At 59.3% G+C, this 19,147-nt stretch carries 18 protein-coding genes and 1 pseudogene; 12 read left to right on the top strand and 7 right to left on the bottom strand.

What is annotated here, in order from left to right:
- Positions 1-13 precede the first annotated feature (13 nt).
- Positions 14-547: a hypothetical protein gene (locus IIC71_09715; GenBank protein MCH7669453.1), complete on the bottom strand. Its 534-nt coding sequence runs from the start codon at positions 545-547 to the stop codon at positions 14-16.
- Between the two features lie 160 nt (positions 548-707).
- Between IIC71_09715 and IIC71_09710 the strand changes: the two genes are divergently transcribed.
- The gene (locus IIC71_09710) at positions 708-1,658 is read left to right on the top strand and encodes an ornithine cyclodeaminase family protein (protein ID MCH7669452.1); all 951 of its coding nucleotides are present in this window, start codon (positions 708-710) and stop codon (positions 1,656-1,658) included.
- A 206-nt stretch (positions 1,659-1,864) separates the two neighbouring features.
- Here the strand turns inward: IIC71_09710 and IIC71_09705 are convergent, their stop codons facing one another.
- The 3 genes from IIC71_09705 to IIC71_09695 all read right to left on the bottom strand — a co-directional run bounded on the left by IIC71_09705 (position 1,865) and on the right by IIC71_09695 (position 2,796).
- The gene (locus IIC71_09705) at positions 1,865-2,047 is read right to left on the bottom strand and encodes a hypothetical protein (GenBank protein MCH7669451.1); all 183 of its coding nucleotides are present in this window, start codon (positions 2,045-2,047) and stop codon (positions 1,865-1,867) included.
- A 2-nt stretch (positions 2,048-2,049) separates the two neighbouring features.
- A complete protein-coding gene (locus IIC71_09700; protein MCH7669450.1) occupies positions 2,050-2,340 on the bottom strand; it encodes a hypothetical protein in 291 nt (96 codons plus the stop codon).
- A 222-nt stretch (positions 2,341-2,562) separates the two neighbouring features.
- Positions 2,563-2,796 (bottom strand): hypothetical protein, encoded by a 234-nt coding sequence (locus IIC71_09695; GenBank protein MCH7669449.1) that lies wholly within the window; start codon positions 2,794-2,796, stop codon positions 2,563-2,565.
- Positions 2,797-2,906: 110 nt separating this feature from the next.
- On the opposite strand from IIC71_09695, the gene IIC71_09690 reads away from it, so the two are divergent.
- Positions 2,907-4,241, top strand: a complete 1,335-nt coding sequence (locus IIC71_09690; GenBank protein ID MCH7669448.1) for a hypothetical protein — start codon at positions 2,907-2,909, stop codon at positions 4,239-4,241.
- A 43-nt stretch (positions 4,242-4,284) separates the two neighbouring features.
- On the opposite strand, the gene IIC71_09685 is transcribed toward IIC71_09690, so the two are convergent.
- Positions 4,285-5,700: an HAD-IG family 5'-nucleotidase gene (locus tag IIC71_09685; GenBank protein MCH7669447.1), complete on the bottom strand. Its 1,416-nt coding sequence runs from the start codon at positions 5,698-5,700 to the stop codon at positions 4,285-4,287.
- A 13-nt stretch (positions 5,701-5,713) separates the two neighbouring features.
- Positions 5,714-6,790 (bottom strand): annotated as a pseudogene (locus tag IIC71_09680) (alpha-hydroxy-acid oxidizing protein).
- Positions 6,791-7,000: 210 nt separating this feature from the next.
- Here IIC71_09680 and IIC71_09675 point away from each other — a divergent pair.
- From IIC71_09675 to IIC71_09635, 9 genes are all read left to right on the top strand, one after another.
- Complete coding sequence (locus IIC71_09675; protein ID MCH7669446.1) at positions 7,001-9,013, top strand: chloride channel protein; 2,013 nt, start codon at positions 7,001-7,003, stop codon at positions 9,011-9,013.
- A gap of 105 nt (positions 9,014-9,118) precedes the next feature.
- The gene (locus IIC71_09670) at positions 9,119-10,444 is read left to right on the top strand and encodes a mannose-1-phosphate guanylyltransferase/mannose-6-phosphate isomerase (GenBank protein MCH7669445.1); all 1,326 of its coding nucleotides are present in this window, start codon (positions 9,119-9,121) and stop codon (positions 10,442-10,444) included.
- Positions 10,441-10,884 carry a hypothetical protein gene (locus IIC71_09665; GenBank protein MCH7669444.1) on the top strand — a complete coding sequence of 148 codons (444 nt, stop codon included), beginning with the start codon at positions 10,441-10,443 and terminating at the stop codon, positions 10,882-10,884. Before IIC71_09670 ends, IIC71_09665 begins: the two co-directional genes overlap by 4 nt.
- A gap of 125 nt (positions 10,885-11,009) precedes the next feature.
- Positions 11,010-12,170 (top strand): DUF4328 domain-containing protein, encoded by a 1,161-nt coding sequence (locus tag IIC71_09660; protein MCH7669443.1) that lies wholly within the window; start codon positions 11,010-11,012, stop codon positions 12,168-12,170.
- A 26-nt stretch (positions 12,171-12,196) separates the two neighbouring features.
- The gene (locus tag IIC71_09655) at positions 12,197-12,751 is read left to right on the top strand and encodes an LOG family protein (GenBank protein ID MCH7669442.1); all 555 of its coding nucleotides are present in this window, start codon (positions 12,197-12,199) and stop codon (positions 12,749-12,751) included.
- A 55-nt stretch (positions 12,752-12,806) separates the two neighbouring features.
- Complete coding sequence (locus tag IIC71_09650; protein ID MCH7669441.1) at positions 12,807-13,469, top strand: DUF853 family protein; 663 nt, start codon at positions 12,807-12,809, stop codon at positions 13,467-13,469.
- Positions 13,470-13,484: 15 nt separating this feature from the next.
- Positions 13,485-14,282 (top strand): ATP-binding protein, encoded by a 798-nt coding sequence (locus IIC71_09645; protein MCH7669440.1) that lies wholly within the window; start codon positions 13,485-13,487, stop codon positions 14,280-14,282.
- The gene (locus IIC71_09640; GenBank protein MCH7669439.1) at positions 14,270-15,178 is read left to right on the top strand and encodes a hypothetical protein; all 909 of its coding nucleotides are present in this window, start codon (positions 14,270-14,272) and stop codon (positions 15,176-15,178) included. Before IIC71_09645 ends, IIC71_09640 begins: the two co-directional genes overlap by 13 nt.
- A 63-nt stretch (positions 15,179-15,241) precedes the next feature.
- Entirely contained in the window at positions 15,242-15,628 is a 387-nt protein-coding gene (locus tag IIC71_09635; protein ID MCH7669438.1) for a hypothetical protein, read from the top strand.
- A gap of 75 nt (positions 15,629-15,703) precedes the next feature.
- On the opposite strand, the gene IIC71_09630 is transcribed toward IIC71_09635, so the two are convergent.
- Positions 15,704-16,753: a sigma-70 family RNA polymerase sigma factor gene (locus tag IIC71_09630; protein ID MCH7669437.1), complete on the bottom strand. Its 1,050-nt coding sequence runs from the start codon at positions 16,751-16,753 to the stop codon at positions 15,704-15,706.
- A 360-nt stretch (positions 16,754-17,113) separates the two neighbouring features.
- Between IIC71_09630 and IIC71_09625 the strand changes: the two genes are divergently transcribed.
- Entirely contained in the window at positions 17,114-19,132 is a 2,019-nt protein-coding gene (locus tag IIC71_09625) for a thioredoxin domain-containing protein (GenBank protein ID MCH7669436.1), read from the top strand.
- Positions 19,133-19,147 lie beyond the last annotated feature (15 nt).

Genomic DNA, 19,147 nt, shown 5'->3' with positions numbered 1-19,147 from the left:
ATGGAGTGAGTCGTTACGCGCTTTCACCCGATGTGTTCGAGGCTGGTGGCCGGATCCGATGGTCAGGACGGTTAGCGCGACGCTCTTCGTGCATCGCCTTCAACTCGTCTAGGTCCAGTTGACCGTCGTCGAGATACGGGGCTGCTAGGCCATCAGGATCGTTGAACGGATGATCAGCGCCAAGACTGGCGAGTTCGTCGGCGTCGATCACGCCGTCCTCAAGCATGTCACGGATGACACTGTTGCCACGAGGTCCACGATGGCGCCGCCCGCCGTCTGGGAACTGCTCGCGAATCTCGTCGACCTTGGCAGCCACCGCGGAAGTGATGGCATCCGACTGATCCTGGGTGATAGTGCCGTCATCGACAAGACTGCCAAGGACACCTTCGAGCACCTGGCCACGTCTCGGTGGTTTCTCCTGACCGTCCTCAGCAACGATGGTCGTGTCCTCCTGAGCGATCGCCGCTCCCGAGGTTGTGACAACGTATGTGACGCCAGTCATCGCGACCGCGGCCGCAGCGGCTACTGATGCAAGTTTCTTACGCATTGGTTTCTCCTTCATTGCCTGATGCGTTGTGTGTATGGCATCACTATGCGTAACGGTTGTGTGAAGACTGTGAACCCAACCTGAGAAGCACCTGAGAACGCATTTCTCGATCTTTCCTGCTCTATACACGCCGACCGCACACAGTTCGTAGGATGGGCCCGTGGAAATTCTGATGCTTAGCGCCGCCGACGTACGAGCCGTCACGACGATGCCGCGTGCCATAGCCGCAATGCGACGCGGTATGGAGGCGCTGTTTCGCGGAGAGATCGACGCCCCGCTACGCAGCCCGATCAGCCAACCGGCCGGGGTTTCGCTCTTCATGCCGGCAGCCTCAATGGACTCTGTGGGCATCAAGATTGTGTCCGTGTTCGGCGACAACCCCAAGAATCGCCTACCAGTTATCAATGGTGTGTACGTTCTTGTCGATCACGAGACCGGTGTCCCGGTAGCAGTAATGGATGCGATCTATATGACGGCGCTGCGCACGGGGGCGACCGCTGGGCTGGCCACCGACTTACTCGCCCCACCTGACGCGGCGGTGCTCACCATCTTCGGTGCGGGCGGCCAGGCACAGGCTCTGATAGACGGCGCCCAAGCGGTGAGACCGATCGAAGAGATCCGTGTGGTATCAAAAGGTGGATCGTCGGCGCAGCGGCTCGCTGCGCAGCAGGCGACATCGTCTGCGGCGTTCGTCGATGCAAGGAAAGCGCTCGACGGCGCCGATATCGTGATCACTGCAACACCTTCGACCGAGCCGCTCTTCGCGACGGCCATGTTGAAATCGCCCGTCCATATCTCGGCAATTGGGTCGTACAGCCTGGAGATGCGTGAGCTACCCGCCGACTGCTTTGCGGACGCCGACGTTGTAGTCGAGCACCGCGCAAGCGCTATTGCGGAATCGGGTGAAATCAACGATGCGCTCGACCAAAAAGTGATCGGCCCAGATGTTCTCATCGAACTTGGAGCGCTCATCGCCGGTGAAGCAAGGCTCGCCGGGCACCGGCGCACTATCTTCAAGTCTATGGGCCACGCCGCTCAAGACATCGCCATTGCGGATGAGATCTATAGGGCGGCCAAGGCACAAGGCATCGGCACAACGGTCGCGTTGTGATTCGCGAGAACGACGGTGGCGAAGTCGTGTACCTGGCACCAGATCGCCCCGGCAGAACCGGTGCGGGACCGCACCCAACCAGCCCTCAGGGCGTCAGTGATTCTCGACCACACCACGGACCGATTCGCCCAATTCTCCGACCCTACAGCAACCAAATATTCGGTTTGAACCCGTCCACAGGGGTAGAGCTAGTTGCTCTGGATTTCCTAGGTGAACGTTGGTTGACCAACAAGACCCTGTGCAGCATTGTCATCCTGCAAGGTCACGGTGATACGGAAGGCGCGAGTTTCCCCAGCGGCGGCCGGCGTCCATGATGTGGCCACACTGTTGGCGTAGTCGAAGTTGCCTGCACCAAAGTCAGCAACCGTCCCACCGGACACGATGCTCAAACCTACAAAAGTCGAACAATCGCCAAACGTGGCGCCATGTCGGTCACCGCGAACATTGCAAGGCCGGTGTCATCGCCGGTCAGGGTGACAGTGCCGGTGCCAAGGCTGTTGTTCGTGTTGCTTGTGGTATCCGAAAAAGCAGCCCGCGAACCGCTCAATGTAAGTAAGCCAACCAAGGTACAGCCAAAAGCACCGTCGCCATGCGGCTCATAGACGCTCTCGATGGACTTGAGAGCGCGTTCGCTCCAATACGCATAGGGTTCTCCTATCGACACATATATGATCGTGTCCATCCGCGGCGATGGCCACTAATCCATTCCCAGCGTCGATTTCTGCCATTCCCGTGTCACCCTTAAGTAGTAGTTCGCGAAACTCGCGCGTAACGGTGTCCCGTGCCCAATGAACAAGCCGCACACACTGTCGGCCGCGTCTCGGCGTGCTTCATCAATGCCAGCCGCGGTCTACGGCGGCACGACACGCCCAGCGCACCCGTAGAAAGCAGCGTGCAGTTCGGCTTAGGCCTGCTCGTTGGAATCGTCCGCCGCGTCTATGGACATCTCGTCGACGTTCTGTGCATCCGCGATGCGCTGCGCCAAACCGGAATGCTTCTGGTACCGAGATTCTCCAACGTCATCGACATCGGACTCGAACGACGAGATCGGGATCTTGCCGACCTCCATCGATCCTATGTCGATGTGTCCGCCGCCGCGACGGAACCACTTTCCCGGCCAAAAGGATCTGAAACCCATGGTGGTCCTCTCCTCGAATACGACACCGACGGTAGCGCATCGACCACCACAAAAAGTGGTATTCGCCTCGCAGCGCCTAGTCGGCTTCGGTCATTGTTACGCTTGCGGCCATGCACGAAGACCTAATCTCCAAGGTGGCGAGCCTGTTCCCTCGATTACAGATCGATCTCGAGGAACTCATCCGTATTCCGTCTGTGAGCGCCGATGGGTTCGACGCAACCCACGTGCGTGCTACGGCAACCGACGTGGCACGACGTTTGGAAGCCGCCGGGTTTGCGAACGTCCGGCTCCTCGAAATCGACGGAGCACACCCGGCGGTGTTCGGAGAGATCACGGACCCAACGAGTCGGTCGACCTCGGAGATCTGCAACGTTCAATCCTCGCCGAGGCAATCGCCCTGCGCCTTATGGCACGCTAGGCGTGAACGAATGATGTTCTGCGCGCAGCGCCGAAATACGTCACTCAAAAGCCACCGGACGATGTCGACCGCTGCAGCCATTGTTGGCGCAGCTCTCTTTATGTCAGCATGCTCATCTGGAGCGCCCCCAGCCGTTGATACCGCACCGACGGCTCCCCTCGGTGAGACCACCCCGGTCGCGACGATGCCGGTCATGCCCGAGGTGAGACCATTTGCGGGCACACCATGTGTGGCCTTCGAACACGTATCTGCAACAGGAGCCTTGGTCGCCCCAGAACTCTTTGAATTGTCCGGCATTGCCGCGCTCCCCCAGCAGGAAAACGCGTACGTCGTCCACAACGATTCAGGTGACGCAGCGCGGCTCTATGTCATTGACGACGCCGGCAAGACGCTGGCGACATGGGAAGTGGTCGGTGCTCGCGCAGCCGATTGGGAGGACATCTCGATTGGACCAACGGCAGCCGGTGAACCGGCGATCTTCATTGGTGACATTGGAGACAACTTCCAGTTCCGCATTTCAATCACGATCTATCGCGTCCCGATACCGGCGCTGTCTGACACCGAGACAGCGCCAGTCGAGTTCATTACGCTCACGTATCCCGATGAGCGAGCAGACGCCGAGGCGCTCGCCGTCGATCCTGTCACTGGCGATATGTTTGTCATAACAAAAACTCGGAACGGCCCCGGCTCGGTTTATCGAGCGAGCGCGGACTCGTTCGTAGACGGCGCCGAAGTGATGCTCGAAAAGGTCGCCGACCTCGCACTCGGTGAGGATCATCTTGAGGTGACCAGTGCCGCGATTTCACCGACCGGTGACCTCTTCGTATTACGCGGGTACAACTCGGTGTGGATGTGGCCACGAACTGACCTTGACTGGGGGCCGGTGCTGAACTCCACACCATGCAAAGCGGCGTCGCCCGACGAAATCCAAGGAGAAGCGATCACCTTCGCCAACTCAGGGGACCGTCTGATCACCGTGTCAGAGGGCACCAACCATCCCATCTCGACGGTAGGAGCCCACGAGTAGCGCCACCGTTTGCGCGTCTGACGCCCGAATGTGAACCGACTTCTCAGTCCCGTATGTCGTGCGGCATTGTTGTCCTCGACGCCTTGAGAACCGCAAACGGCGTGGCGTTGACAAAATTCGAGACTCGAGACGTGTACACATCCGCATATCGTTCGACCTGCCGGGCGAACAAGCTCTTGTCAATACCGGCGCGCATGAGGGGCCCCCAGGTCTGATTACGAAGTTTCCCAGACGCTATCGCGATGGGCGCGATTCGCTGATCCAGATCATTGACTTCGCGTTGCAAACGATCAACCGCACCGTCATCTACGTCCGCCTGCGGGCCGTACCCAAACTCGGAACGAAGTTCGCCAAGACGTGCCTGTGCAATAGCGGCGTTGAGGATTTCCTTTTGGCGCATCAACTCAGAGAGTTCGGCTTGCGAGTCCAAAAAGTCATCAAGAGCATGGACCTCGGTTTCGAGTTCCCGCAAGATGAGCGCTGTTCTCCAACTCATCTCGGCCTTGGGGAACTGCACATCGCCGTATAGGTGGTCACCGACATAGAGAAACCGATCTCCTGCGACACCGAGGCTCGCCTCCATGTGGCTCGCATTCCCGCCAAAATACACTTCACCGGGAACCAGATCACCGGAGTGGGGTCGCAGCATTGCCTGATCCTCATCGACCACGCGATAAAACCGGTTGTTGCGATCAAAGAACCCGGGTTTGTCGGCCTGCACGATCACGACATCAAATAGATCGCGCCAGGTCATGTCGCTCTTCAAATACCTGTCGAACGCATACGACATTATCTTGCTTGCATAACTCCACTCAGAGTTCGTAATCATCACAAGACGTTTTCCCGCAGACTTCTGATCGAGCAATGCCAGCGGCACTTCGGGGTCGAGGATCACAGCCTTCTCGAGATCGCCGAGGATGTCTTTCTTCAAACTTCCGTCTAGATGAGCGGAACGGAGGGCGTTCTGCACACCTCCATACAGCGCTGCGTAGGACTTGACCTGCGGTAGACGTCCCGAGTCGTATCGGTGGACAAGTTGCATAAACAGGCTCGCCTCCGAAAGAGAGAAGAGCGTGTTGAGAAAAACAAATCGTCGATCCGAGAGGCTCACCAGACTTGCTACATAGGCGTCTCGCACCTCATCAAAGGTCAGCGGTGACCCACCGTGCGAAGCACGGATCACGTAGCCGAATCGAGTTGCTTTCAACAGGTTGCCCAATTCGAGATCGAGCACAAGCCCGCGTATCACGCCATCGGCATCGAACGACATCCCCTCGACGGGCCACCCGCTGTCGCTCAACGCGTCGACCGCGTGCTGGAACGCAAACCCCTCCCAAACCACCGGGTCGTAGTGGACCAGCGTGTAATCCATGTCGTACCCGATGGCGTCGAGCGAACGGAAGTTGAGCGTGCGGTTCACAAAGATGTCACGACCGTGGTCGTGGGGAGGTGTCTTCATACCGCGAGAGTAGTCACGACGGTCGGAGACTAACGAAAGACCGGTCGAGGCCGGCAACGCTCGGGGCGCCGACCAGCGCAAGAGCGAGTTCGAGCTCAGTCTGCATCTGAGCGAGTACAGCACCGACGCCTTTCTCACCATGGACGGCGAGGCCCCACAGCACCGACCGGCCTATCAACACCGCCGAAGCACCAAGCGCTACTGCCTTGACGACATCGGTACCTGTGCGGATCCCCCCATCGACGAGCACGTCGATGTCTGTCGGTACCGCGTCGCGGACAACCGCCAATGCGTCCGCTGTCGCGACTGCATGGTCAAGCTGGCGTCCCCCGTGATTCGACACGATGATGGCACGGGTGCCAGCCGACACACAGCGCAACGCATCGTCAGCGCGCAGCACACCTTTCACCACAACGGGTAGCGACGTTCGCTTGCACAACCACTCAAGCGCCTCGAACGTCAACGAGGCATCGAGCTGCGAAGCGGCGTATTCGGCAAGCCCAGACCCGTTAGTGCTCGGGACAGCCGCGGCAAGGTTCTCCATTGTGAGACCATCGGGAAGGGTGAAGCTGTTCGCCTCATCCTTGATCCGGTGACCCAAGAGCGGCGTGTCGGCAGTCAGCACTAGCGCCGTATATCCGGCTGCCTCGGCACGGTCAATCAACGACTCGGTCAACGCCCGATCACGGAGCACATATAGCTAGAACCATCGCCGTCCGTCGGGAGCCGCTTCTGCGATCCTCTCAAGGGTCGTCGTCCCAAGCGTCGACACAACCATCACCGATTGTGCAAGAGCAGCCGCCCGTGCGGTGGCGCACTCCCCCTCGGGGTCAGCAAGTTTGTGATAGGCCGTAGGAGCAATCATCACAGGGGAGGAGAAGCGTTCGCCGAGCACTTCGACGTGTGTATCAATCTGGTCCACGCCTGCGAGTACCTTGGGATGTAGTTGATACCGTTCCCAGGCACGGATGTTTTCAACAACCGTCGTTTCGGAATCTGCACCGCTCGCGTAGTAGTCAAACGCCGAGGACTCCATTTTCTCTTGCGCAGCGCGCTGCCAGTCCGCCGGTGTGATGGGAAATTCGCTCATCGGCTGAACGTCCAGACAAGGAACACGGAATTTACAGCACAAGAGCGCGGGGCAACCGACGCTCGCTCAGACCTGCACGCACACATCCTGTCACATGGGCACATGTTGTATTCCCGACATGAGAACTCCTCAATACCATCGGTGCACCGGCAACGCGAGATTCCATCCGCATCCAACCGCAAGGCCTCGCGACGACGTTAGCGTATGAGAATGCAACGATTGTCTCCCCTCGCGCTGCTGAGTCGCCGAAAGCAAAAGACCAGAGGGTCGGCGGGGTTTCTTATCGCAGCCGCGGTTGTCGGGGTTCTCGTCGGCCTAGCGAGCAGCGCTCTTATCCTCGCAATCGAATGGGCCGACGGACGGCTGTTCAGCGTGCGAGCGCTCCAGTACGGTCTCCTCTTCATCGCCGTCATCACACCGATCGGGATCGGGATTTCCTGGTTCATCCATAATCGATGGGGTCCGGGAATCAAAGGCAGCGGTATCACCGAGACGATGGTCGGGTTCAACCTCCACGCCGGATACCTGCCAACGCGTTCGGTACAGGCAAAGCTGGCCGCAACCGTAGCGACTGTCGGGTCTGGCGGATCCCTCGGTTCTGAGGGTCCCGCGGTACAGATCGGCGCCACCATCGGGTCGTCGCTGGCGCGCTACACCAACTTCGGAGAGGACCGCATTCGCAGCCTCCTGGCCGCCGGAGCCGGCGCAGGCATTGGGGCGTCGTTCAATGCGCCGATCGCCGGCATGCTCTTCGCCATGGAGGTCATCCTCGGTAACTTCGCACTGCGACACATCAATGCGGTCGTGATCGCATCGGTCTCAGCCGCGGTAACCGCACAGTCGTTGCTCGGGGACGACAAACTTCTCTCAGCTCCTGCGCACAACCTTCAAAACGCACCCGAACTTGCCCTGTATCTCGTTCTGGGCGGTCTAGCAGGGGTTTTGGGGGTCGCATTTGTGAAGATGCTGAAGGTGGCCCATACCGTGAAAGTCCCGGGTTCACTGCCCAGCTGGACTCGCCCACTGGCCGCCGGATTCATCCTCGCATCAGTGAGTGCAGTACGCCCAGAGATCCTCGGTGTTGGGCGGCGGGTTGTTGAACAGACGCTGGGCTTCGACAGTCCCGCCCAGTTCGCGTGGACCACACTCCTGTTCATCGGCGTGCTCAAGCTTGTGATGGCTGCAGTCACCGAAGCCGGCTACGGCGCAGGCGGGGTGTTCATGCCCAGCCTGTTCGCCGGCGCAGCGCTCGGTGCTTCGTTCGCCAAGATCGTCGAGATCGGCTGGCCACTTGACACGCCAAACCCGGGCGCATTTGCTGTCGTGGGAATGGCGGCGACCTTCGCAGCAGTGGCGCGCGCCCCACTGACGTCCATCATCATCGTGTTTGAAATAACCGGCGACTACGGGCTGGTGTTGCCCCTGATGCTGGCAACGACCGCATCAATATTGGTCGCGGAATACTTCTCCTCTGATAGCGCGTACACCATGCCGCTGACCCTAAAAGGTATCCATCTGCAAAGACCCGAGGACATAGACCTCCTCGACATGGTCACAGTCGGCGAAGTCATGAGTCAACCCGGCACTCTAGCGCCCACGTTGACGGGTTCTGAGGCCCTCAGCGAAATCAGTGATGGACGACACCATGGTCTACCAGTCGTCGAAGGAGAACACCTTGTCGGCATCCTCACACTCACGGACCTGGCGCACTACACCGGTTCCCTAGACGACATCCTTATCGAAGATCTCATGACCAAGAAGCCAATTACGGTGGTTCCGAGCATGCCTGTTTCTGCAGCCCTCGCCCGTATGGCCGCATTGAACTACGGCCGCCTCCCAGTGGTGGCAGACGACGACCGCTCGACACATGTCGGGATGTTTAGACGAGAGAGCGTCGTACGGGCCTATCACCAGGCGCTCGCCGACACAACCGGACGCCAACTGTATCGCGAGCGGGCAAAACAACGCGCACTAGCCGGCGCGGGCTTTTACGAAATACCCATCCCCGCCAATAGTGCTTGCGCATCGAAGACGGTACGCGACATCCGTTGGCCAGACTCGGCGACCTTGGTATCGGTTCGCCGCGGCTCGGCGGTCATCATCCCCCACGGGGACACGACCTTACGGGTCGGCGATGTCGTGACCGCCTTCGGAACCGGCGAGTCACGAGAGAAGCTTGCGTGGATTCTCGGTCATAGCGAGGATGACGAGTCGGACGAGTAGTCTTCGCCTACAGGCGTCGCCGATGCGCACCCGCCCACAAACGTGGGCAGTGACGCGCCAAAGCCGGCCACGCAGCGTATTCATCATCCAGAACAGTAGGCAGACATGGTCGTCCCCGTCATTCTTTCCGGAGGTTCTGGAACCCGTCTGTGGCCCCTGTCTCGCACCCAACACCCAAAACAACTGCTTCCATTGGTCGAAGAGAGGTCGATGGTTCGAGCCACGATTGACCGAGTCCTCGCTCTTGCCGACGCAAGCGACCCGATCGTCGTGTGTTCCGCGGCGCACCGCGACATCGTCGCATCCGAACTACGCGCGGCTGGATGCACACCTCGACTCATTCTTGAGCCATTCGGTCGCAACACGGCACCGGCGGTTGCGTTCGCGGCCCTCGCCTCAGACCCGGAGGATGTTTTGATTGTGGTCCCTGCTGACCATCTCATCCCCGATTCCGCGTCGTTCGCCAGCGCGACGACCGAAGCGGTCGCGCTGGCGAGACGACAGCGCCTCGTGACTTTCGGAGTGATCCCGACACACCCTGAAACCGGCTACGGCTACATCCGCACCGGGGACCGTCTCACAGGGACGGCATACGAACTCCAAGAGTTTGTCGAAAAGCCCGACTTGAAGACTGCAAACGACTACGTAGATTCGGGAAAATACCTCTGGAACAGTGGCATGTTTGCCCTCTGCAGCGACGTGTATCTTGACCAACTCGCTCGGCATGCCCCAAAAATCTCTCTTGCCGTCAACGAAACCTGGGCCAGCACGCGACACGAAGCAGACGGATCCATCGTCCTCGACGCGACGGCCTTCGAAAAATGTCCATCGAAGTCAATCGACTACGCGGTAATGGAGCACACCACGCGTGGGGCCGTTGTTCCGCTCGACGCCGGGTGGACCGATGTTGGCTCGTGGAACGCGGTTTGGGAGGTCACAGCAAAAGACTCCTTGGGGACAGCCACTGTCGGCGACGTGAGGGTCACCGACGTGCGCAACTCGTACGTACGATCAGACGGCCCACTGGTAGCAGTCGCCGGGGTGAGCGACATAGTCATTGTCGCGACCGATGACGCTGTCCTCGTGGTGCCGCGGACTCAACCACAACGGATGAAGGACGTCCTCAACGATCTCCAAAACCTAGACCGGGACGAACTCACCGTGCACCGCGTCACAGAGCACTTGTGGGGGTCGATGCGCCAGCTAACCGCCGACGGCGCGGTGGTGATGATGACGATCAACGCCGGATCGACCGTCCACGAAGACGCAACACCGCTCGGGACGTACGTCATCCAAAGTGGTGAAGTAACAATTTCAGAATCTATCTACACGCCAGGGGACACGTATGCAATGATGACAGCCCGCGCCGTGGAAGCCCACGCGGGACTTCCGGCTCGCATTGTCGTCACTCACACGGAGGGTCACTCGTGAATACACAAGCCTTTGCTGCAGGACTTGTGTTCATCCTGGCTTTTCTGTTCGTCGGATTTCTCGTCGCCAGATCAGTGAGAGACCCAGCGACTACAGGACACAGGTCTCGGCGTCCCAGCAAACATGCAAGACATCTCGATCCGCTACCCGAACCGCTGACAGTTTCACAGGTCGCTGAAATCGAGGCCGAAGAGCTTGGTCTGTATTCGATACAAACAAGCGAAGGGCTGCCGCTCGCAACGGTCCTCAAGACCTGGCATCGGGATGCAACAACGGATATGAAAGCAGCGGACCGATCGCAACTACGGTGGCAGGTCGCCGATAACGTCGCGCCGTCAGAGACCACCGAGGAGACCTTAAGTCTCCAGTGGGTGGCCACGCCGTTAGAAGAGGACCAGACCGACGGCGAATCCGATTCCGATCGCGCTAACGGCGAATAGAACCGTAACGGCCCACCCGAGAATCCGAGATAGATCGCTGTCGGGATACTCAAGGTACGACGTCTGGTGCGGCATCGCGCGATCGTAGCATCACCTACCAGCACCCCGTGCGCTAACGTGACGCCGTGACCGACCAAGACACCCAGCAGGGATATTGCTTTACGTGCGGTTCCCACGAAGACCTCTCGCGGCGCGCATGTCGCAACTGTGGCACCGCGCTGGACACGATAGATTCAGCGAGTCGCACCAAGTTCTGTATTGCATGCGGAAACGGTCTCGCCGGCAACTGGAAACATTGCATCAAATGCGGCACCGAGGCGTCGGACGAGATAGCGGCAGAGCATTTCAGACATCAGACGATCTCCAAGCGGCCCGATCCGGCGGGCGGAGTCTCGGGCGCCCCAGGGGACGGTGTCGAACTGATCTCGCGTGGCTGGGATAACGCGGTCGAGCCGGCCCAGCCTGGCCCTGCCTCCGCAGCCGCCGGGCCTGGACCAGCAACCTCAGGTGTGGTCGACGCGATCGACATTGTTGAAGTAGCCGCCGAAGAGGACGACGATGCACAAGTCGATATCGAGCCGACACGGCCGCCTGCAGTCCCGTTTGAATCGCCAACTTTCCGGCGGTCGCGTCCAACCTCGCCGCCAGAGACTGGCGACGAGGACCGGGTGCTCAGACCGCACGCCTTCACTGATCCTGGGTTACCCGCGCACATAACCCAGCTCGTACTACTAGTCGCAGCGGTTCTGACATTCCTGCGAACGATAGGCGTGAGCAAATTCGCAAACTCGGTGCCGAACGGATCGTTGTACAACGCGACCACTGTCCCGCTCATCGCCGCCGTGATTGCCAGCTTGCTTTTGTTGATGTGGTGGACATGGACGACTGCGTCGAATTTCGAATCGCTCGGACGCGAAAACCTCGAAAGAGGGCAAGCATTCGCGGCCTGGGCGTGGGTTGTGCCGGTGATGCAGGTCCCGTGGACTCGCCAGGTCATCAATCGCCTGTGGACCGCAGCTGAGCCGGACTCGTGGAGCAACGTCCCCTGGGAACAACGTGACGGAAATACCGCCATCGATGTGGCCTGGGCTGCTCTTGTAGCAGCGGGTGTGCTGATTGGGGCACCGACCCTGTTTTCGGGTCTTACTGATCTCAATTCAACAGTGAACCGGCTGGTTCAAACTCTTGGCCTCGTTGCCCTCAGCGTTGCACTGTTGGCTTTCGTGCGCTGTGTCGGCGGCGTGACCCAACGCCATCAAGATCGCGTCCAAGGCAAGTTGCGCTGATGGACCAGCACAACAAACCTACGTCGGTGTCGTCTTTAAGCGGACGAACGGTAACCGTCTTCGGCTCGTCGATGGCAGCGCCCGGTGACCCCAGCTACGAGACGGGCAAACGATGCGGCGAAGCGCTGGCGTTGGCCGGAGCAACAGTCGTGACCGGCGGATACGCCGGCATCATGGAAGCGGTTTCGAAAGGGGCGCGTCGCGCCGGCGGCCACGTCGTTGCCGTAACCGCCCCACAGGTGTTCGCCGAGCGAGCTCGAGCAAATGAGTACATCCACGACGAAAGGACAGCGCGATCGATCACGGAACGCATCCATGAGCTAGTGACGATGTCCGACGCGACAATTGCACTCGGTGGCTCGCTCGGAACACTCACCGAGCTCATCGTGGCGTGGAACGTTGCATACGTTGCAAGATTCTCCGCAACCGAACCGAAGCCGGTCATCGCTGTCGGCGAACAATGGCGCACGATCATCGATTCGCTCGCATCTCAGCTTGCCACCGACCGCCAGCTGGTGACGTGTGTAGACAGCGCCGATAGTGCTGTCTCCGAACTACTCAGACACTTCGAGCAGCGGTAGACGTACAGCACGATTGCCTACACTCCTTTCAGCTCTCGACACCACAAGGTCACACATGGCGAACGACTTTTTTCTTGGCGGACTGATCGACGCGAATACCGGCGACCGTTCTGGTGACAAGCAGGAATACGACCCCAGTGATCTCACGACACACGGTGTGATCGTCGGGATGACAGGATCGGGTAAAACCGGTTTAGGCATCATTTTCCTCGAAGAAGCGCTCCGGGCAGGGATACCGACGCTCGTCATCGACCCCAAGGGCGACATGACAAACCTGCTCCTGACGTTTCCTGAACTCTCCCCGGCTGACTTCGAGCTGTGGATCGACCCTGGCGAGGCGAAATCGGAAGACAAATCCGTTGCGACCCTCGCTGAGGAAAAGTCGACACTGTGGACACGGGGCCTCGCGGACTGGGGTCTCGGCGGGTCAGACATTGCAGCACTCCGTTCGGGCACCGATTTCACGATCTACACGCCGGGATCCAGTGCTGGGGTTCCCCTTAATATTGTGGGCTCTCTCGATGCGCCAGAGATCGATTGGGACTCAGATGCTGAGACAGCACGAGACGAGATAGAAGGTTGGGTATCTGGCCTGCTCGGACTTGTCGGCATTGACGCCGATCCGATTTCGTCGCGCGAGCACATCCTGATCGCCAACCTCATCGAACGTTCATGGAGGGCGGGCAAGTCGCTGGATCTTGCGACCCTGCTCGGGTAGATCCAGCGGCCGCCCTTGCGCAAACTCGGCGTATTCGAGGTTGACGACTTTTTCCCGCCAAAGGACCGCACTGCGCTCGCAATGACGATCAACGGTCTGGTGGCATCACCATCGTTTGCTTCGTGGGTCGAAGGTGAACCGTTGGATATCGAAACAATGCTTTGGAAGGACGGCAGGCCCAGGGCGGCAATCGTGTATCTCGCACACCTGTCTGACGACGAGCGCCAGTTTGTCGTAACACTGCTTCTATCGAAGGTCATCACCTGGATGCAAACCAAGGCGGGGACCGGTGACCTGCGCGCATTGATTTACATGGACGAAGTTTTTGGCTTTGTGCCCCCTACGGCCGAGCCTCCAGCGAAGAAGCCTATTTTGACCCTCCTCAAGCAAGCCAGAGCGTTTGGTGTCGGACTTCTACTCTCCACCCAAAATCCAGTTGACCTCGACTACAAAGCGATGTCGAATGCCGGCACCTGGTGCATCGGTCGGTTGCAAACAGAACGCGACAAAGCGCGCATCCTTGAGGCTCTTCAGAGCGCATCGGGTGCAACGGACGTCAAGGAACTCGACGCGACGATCTCAGGGTTGGCGAAGCGCCAGTTTCTCCTCCACAACACTCGCGACAAAGCGCCAAGCATCTTTACGACCAGATGGGCCCTCTCCTATCTTCGCGGACCGCTTACGAGGGAACAGGTTTCCGGCCTGACGAACTATGTGCCTCGGCGTCAGCGAAACGAATCGAATCAGTGGAATCCGATACCGATCCGGATCAGATTGAAGACGAAAGTACGACACCGGTCATGCCGACCGTGACCGAATCGGTGAGTGTGTACTACGCCAGCCCCGGCGCCCCATGGGTGGCCGATCTTGGCGACCCAGATGCCGCTACCTTCAGGGCCGCGATTGCGGCGCGTGTCACTGTCGTGTTCGACGATACCTCTGCGAAACTTTCGCACGTCGAAGAATACGAAACCATCTTCACGGATCTCGGCGACAGGTTCGATCCCGAATCTGGTGTCGCGGTCGACTACGACGATCGCGACTTCGAAGTCGACCGTCCAGACAGTGCTACCTACGAAATACCGGATGCCAACCTCGCCAAAGCCTCATGGTTCAGAGCTGCGCAGACCAAGCTGAAAGATCACCTGTATCGCACACGAACCATCACGATCTTCAAGAATGCAAAACTCAAGCTCTATTCGCGGCCGGGCGAGAGTCGATCCGAGTTCCTCGAACGCTGCGATATGGCGGCCCAGAACGCTGCCGACGCATCGGTTGCAAAACTACGCGACAAGTACCGGGTGAAGGTGAAGCGAGCGAAGGATCAGTACGCCAACGCCGACCGGCGCGTGTCTGAACTCGAAACCGACGTTCGGGGTGCCAGACAAACCGAAGGCTTCAATCTGGCCGGATCGCTCCTTGGCATGCTCAGCGGCCGTAAATCTGCGCGGTCAATGGCCTCTAGCGCACGCCGGCGACAGGTGACACGCTCGAAGGAGCAGAGGTTGGTTACAGCCCAAGAAAAGGCGATGGACAAGTGGAACGTCATTGCGACGCTCGAACAGGATCTCACCGATGAAGTAGCCGAAATCAACGACACATGGGAAATCGTTTCTCTCGAGATCGAGGAGGTAGAGATTGGTCTCGAAAAGATGGACATCAGTGTTGACGACTTCGTTCTCGTGTGGATCCCGGTGAAGATCGATTGACACCGCGGTACCTGCGAGAAGAAAACCCATCTGATCAGCACATTCGTTGGTACGCTCCTGCGCATGAACGAACGCCCCGCCATTGTCCAGATCACCCAGTCCGCCGAATCGGATGTCCAGATTCGGGTTGTCATCACCCTCGGGTGGTCAGATGAGGAGTTCCACGGCGATTCCGTCGGCAGCGCCAACCCAATATCGCGGCCGCGTCTCGTCGGTGAAGCAACACTGCGAGCAGTGGAAGCCGTGACCGAAGACAGGCTGCAACTGTCGCTTGCAGCAGTCGCAACCACTGATCTTGGTAACGCTCAAGTCGCCATGGCCCAGGTATTGATGGATGGAGATCCCGACCCGCTCGTCGGGTCATCGCTGATTCGCTCAGACGACGAAGCGGCAGCCACCGTTCGTGCAGTACTAGACGCCCTCAACCGCCGCATCGCCACGGTCCTCTGAGGCCGGTCACCGAAAACCTACGCAAGAACGGCCCACCGAAGTGGACCGTTCTCAGCAAAAGGCAGCGGTGCCTCTCTAGATAAGGTCTTGCTCGCGGATGCCGAATGATGGGTGGCGAAGACGGCACAATGCCAACTTCTCCAACTGGCGGATTCTCTCGCGTGTGAGGTTGAACTCCTCACCGATTTCTTCGAGCGTCCGCGGAACACCGTCGTGGAACCCGTAGCGGAGGGCAAGAATACGACCCTCGCGATTTGGCAGCCGGTCGATCGACTTGCGCAGACTGTCTGCGATGTCCATCTCTTCGGTGACCTTCATCGGGTCGGCGGCATCTTCGTCCTGTATGAAGTCACCCAACTGAGCGCCATCCTCGCCGACGGGCTGTTCGAGTGACACCGTATCGGCCACGCTCAGTGCAAGCTCGACTTTGTCGACGTTGACACCTGCCTCCTCAGCAATCTCTTCGGGCTTAGGCTCGCGACCGAGCTCGGCCTTGAGGCTGGCCTGAGCAGCGCGCACAGCAGCAAGCGTGTCGTGGAGATGAACCGGAATGCGGACGGTGCGTGACTTGTCAGCGATCGCTCGCGTGATTGCCTGACGAATCCACCATGTTGCATAGGTTGAAAACTTGAACCCTTTGCGCCAGTCGAATTTCTCCACAGCGCGAATCAGCCCCAGGTTGCCTTCCTGGATGAGGTCGAGGAAGTCGATCCCAGAAGTGTTGGCGTACCGGCGGGCGTTGGCGACAACGAGGCGAAGGTTGGCTGTGAGGAAGGCGTCCTTGGCTTCTCGGCCGTGACGTACCTTGCGGCGCAAGCCGATCTCTTCAGCCTTCGTCTTGAACTTTCCCGCTTCGAGCGCTTCAGCGGCGCTTTGACCGCTCTCGATCTTTTGCGCATAGTCGACTTCACGCTCGGCGGTCAAGAGTTCGTACTCGCCGATTGCGGTGAGGTATTGGCTCACCAAGTCGGTGGTTAGACGGCCGCGGTCGTCGGTCAGCTTGTTGCGATCGCGGTCGCGCAACGAACGCGTCAGGGTGTCGCGATCGAGACGGTCTTTTGCGTCCTCACGCTCACGCTTAGCGCGCTTTACTACAGATTCTAAGGTTTTGCTACCGGGTGCCACGGTAAGCCTCCAACGCAGAGGGATGTATCAACAGCTCGCCGCCGACAAGTTGCGCATCACCCGTCTCGTCCGTCACCTTAAGACCAAGCCCGAGTTTGTGAAACTATTCACAAGCCGCTGTTCGTCCCTACTATTTCACAGTCTTGGCGTTTTGTGAACCCCTTTTTCTCACAACTTTGCGAGATTTGTCCACTATTGGCCGGCGACCCCGCCAATACGACGCTGAGTTAACGCGGATGCGGTCCCGGATCACCTGAATTGACCAGCCCGCGTGGTCGCAACGTCCGCTCGGAATGCGAGTGCGGCAAGGGCTGCAAGCCACCGTATGGCCCGACCCTGGTTGCGGCTACATTGGCTTCCATGAGCAATCGACTCGCAAACGCTACATCGCCGTATCTGCGACAGCACAAGGACAACCCGGTCGATTGGTTCGAGTGGGGCGAAGATGCGTTTGACGAAGCTCGTGCACGCGACGTGCCGGTTCTTCTTTCAGTTGGTTACGCGGCCTGCCACTGGTGTCACGTCATGGCACATGAAAGCTTCGAGAACGCATCGACAGCGGCCCTGATGAACAAGAACTTTGTCAACATCAAAGTCGACCGAGAAGAACGACCCGACATCGATGGAATCTATATGGAGGCGCTCCAAGCGATGAGCGGGCACGGCGGCTGGCCGATGACCATGTTCCTCGACACCGACGGACGGCCCTTTTTCGCCGGCACGTACTTCCCGCCCACGGACCGACCCGGTCACCCGTCTTTCAGACGAGTCCTCGACGCAACGTACCACATGTGGACGGAAAACCGCCCGGCGGTCAATGAGCAAGCAGGAAAGCTTGTGAAAGCTCTACAGATCCAACCTCCACCGACAGCGATCGACGATTCGGCGGTGGACACCGTCGCGCTGATGGACATCCTCGTCCAACGGTTCGACAACACGAACGGCGGGTTTGGTGGCGCCCCCAAGTTCCCCCAGGTGCCGATGCTCGATCTGCTCGCAGCGATCGCGGCCACGGATGGCACGAAAACCAGCTCACAGGCGATGTCGATGCTGTCAACAACCTTGCACACCATGGCTGCAAGCGGTCTCAACGATCACATCGACGGTGGGTTCGCCCGCTACTCCGTGGACGCACAATGGCGTATCCCCCACTTCGAGAAAATGCTGTACGACAACGCGCTGCTCGCGAAGATCTACCTCGCAGGGTGGCAGTTGACCGGGGATGAGGTGTTCCGCCGAGTCTGCACGGACACTCTTGACTACATGCTGACAGACCTGAGGGACCCCAGCGGCGCCCTCTGGTCGTCGGAAGATGCGGATGCGCAGGGCGTCGAAGGCCGATTCGCGTTGTGGAGCATTGAAGAACTTCGGCTACTGCTCAGCGACCCGGAACTCGATTTGTCGCGCACGTGGTTCGGCGTTACAGATGGCGGCAATTTCGAAGGCATGAACCATCTCTATCTTCCACACGGCATGCCGGCCGAGGACCCCAAGGAGGTCAGCTCCCTGAGGGCCACGTTGAAAGAAGCACGCGATAAGCGGGTAAGACCAGGTGTCGATGACAAAATTGTCACAGAGTGGAATTGTCTTGCAATGCGGTCTCTTGCGCAGGCGGGGGCAGCGTTCGGCGAGAGAAAATACGTCGATGCTGCAGAGTCAATTTGTACATTTATTCGGGACCATCTCACAGTCGCCGGCTCCCTCCAGCGTTCGGCACGTGGAGGCCGGACATCAGGCCCAGCTTTCGCAGAAGACTTCGGGGCCTATGCGGGTGGGCTATTCGCCGTGGCTCTCGCCACCCACAACCCGGCGTACTACGACAGTGGGCTTGAGGCTGTTGACGAACTTATCGATCGATTCGTCGACCCGCACGGGGGCGTCTACCGAACCGCACACGATGGCGAGGACCTTATCGTCAGACAAAAGCCGCTGTTCGACAATCCAACCCCTTCGCCTCAGACGCTGGCACTCGACGCAATAACCACCGCGTACGCCCTCACCGGAAGGCCTCGATACGCAGAGGCACTTGCCGGGGTGCGAAGGACACTCGGGTCGATCATGGCCGACTATCCGACTGCCGCCGCCGGTGCAATGGCCATCATGGTGGGCTCCGGCGACAACCCCGCACAACTCGCGCTAGTTGGCGACCACCATGGAGTGAGCGAGATGTTGTCGAGCGTGCTTAGCGATTTCAGGCCTTGGATTGTGATTGCAGCGACGTCGCAGGAGTCTCAACTAGAGCTGTTTGCCGACCGCATGCCGCCTCCAGACTTGGCGCTCGGCTATCTATGCTACGACTTCGTTTGCGAACTACCCGTCGACAGCGCGCAGGCGCTGCACAAGGTACTTGCCGCCGCTTCGCCGAAAGCAAGCGAATAGGGGCCAACGCACCGT

Source organism: Acidobacteriota bacterium, from assembly GCA_022562055.1.
In the GTDB taxonomy this organism is placed as follows: Bacteria; Actinomycetota; Acidimicrobiia; order Spongiisociales; family UBA5794; genus BMS3BBIN02.
Note: the sequence above shows the minus strand (reverse complement) of the source record. Positions and strands in the feature narration are given on the sequence as shown.

Bases quoted from the DNA above. Each gene is read 5' to 3' on its own strand.
- IIC71_09715 (MCH7669453.1), bottom strand. From the start codon at position 547: ATGCGTAAGAAACTTGCATCAGTAGCCGCTGCGGCCGCGGTCGCGATG.
- IIC71_09695 (MCH7669449.1), bottom strand. From the start codon at position 2,796: ATGGGTTTCAGATCCTTTTGGCCGGGAAAGTGGTTCCGTCGCGGCGGC.
- IIC71_09685 (MCH7669447.1), bottom strand. From the start codon at position 5,700: ATGAAGACACCTCCCCACGACCACGGTCGTGACATCTTTGTGAACCGC.
- IIC71_09670 (MCH7669445.1), top strand. From the start codon at position 9,119: ATGGTCGTCCCCGTCATTCTTTCCGGAGGTTCTGGAACCCGTCTGTGG.
- IIC71_09690 (MCH7669448.1), top strand. From the start codon at position 2,907: ATGCACGAAGACCTAATCTCCAAGGTGGCGAGCCTGTTCCCTCGATTA.
- IIC71_09650 (MCH7669441.1), top strand. From the start codon at position 12,807: ATGGCGAACGACTTTTTTCTTGGCGGACTGATCGACGCGAATACCGGC.
- IIC71_09635 (MCH7669438.1), top strand. From the start codon at position 15,242: ATGAACGAACGCCCCGCCATTGTCCAGATCACCCAGTCCGCCGAATCG.
- IIC71_09640 (MCH7669439.1), top strand. From the start codon at position 14,270: ATGCCGACCGTGACCGAATCGGTGAGTGTGTACTACGCCAGCCCCGGC.
- IIC71_09675 (MCH7669446.1), top strand. From the start codon at position 7,001: ATGCAACGATTGTCTCCCCTCGCGCTGCTGAGTCGCCGAAAGCAAAAG.
- IIC71_09700 (MCH7669450.1), bottom strand. From the start codon at position 2,340: ATGGACACGATCATATATGTGTCGATAGGAGAACCCTATGCGTATTGG.
- IIC71_09625 (MCH7669436.1), top strand. From the start codon at position 17,114: ATGAGCAATCGACTCGCAAACGCTACATCGCCGTATCTGCGACAGCAC.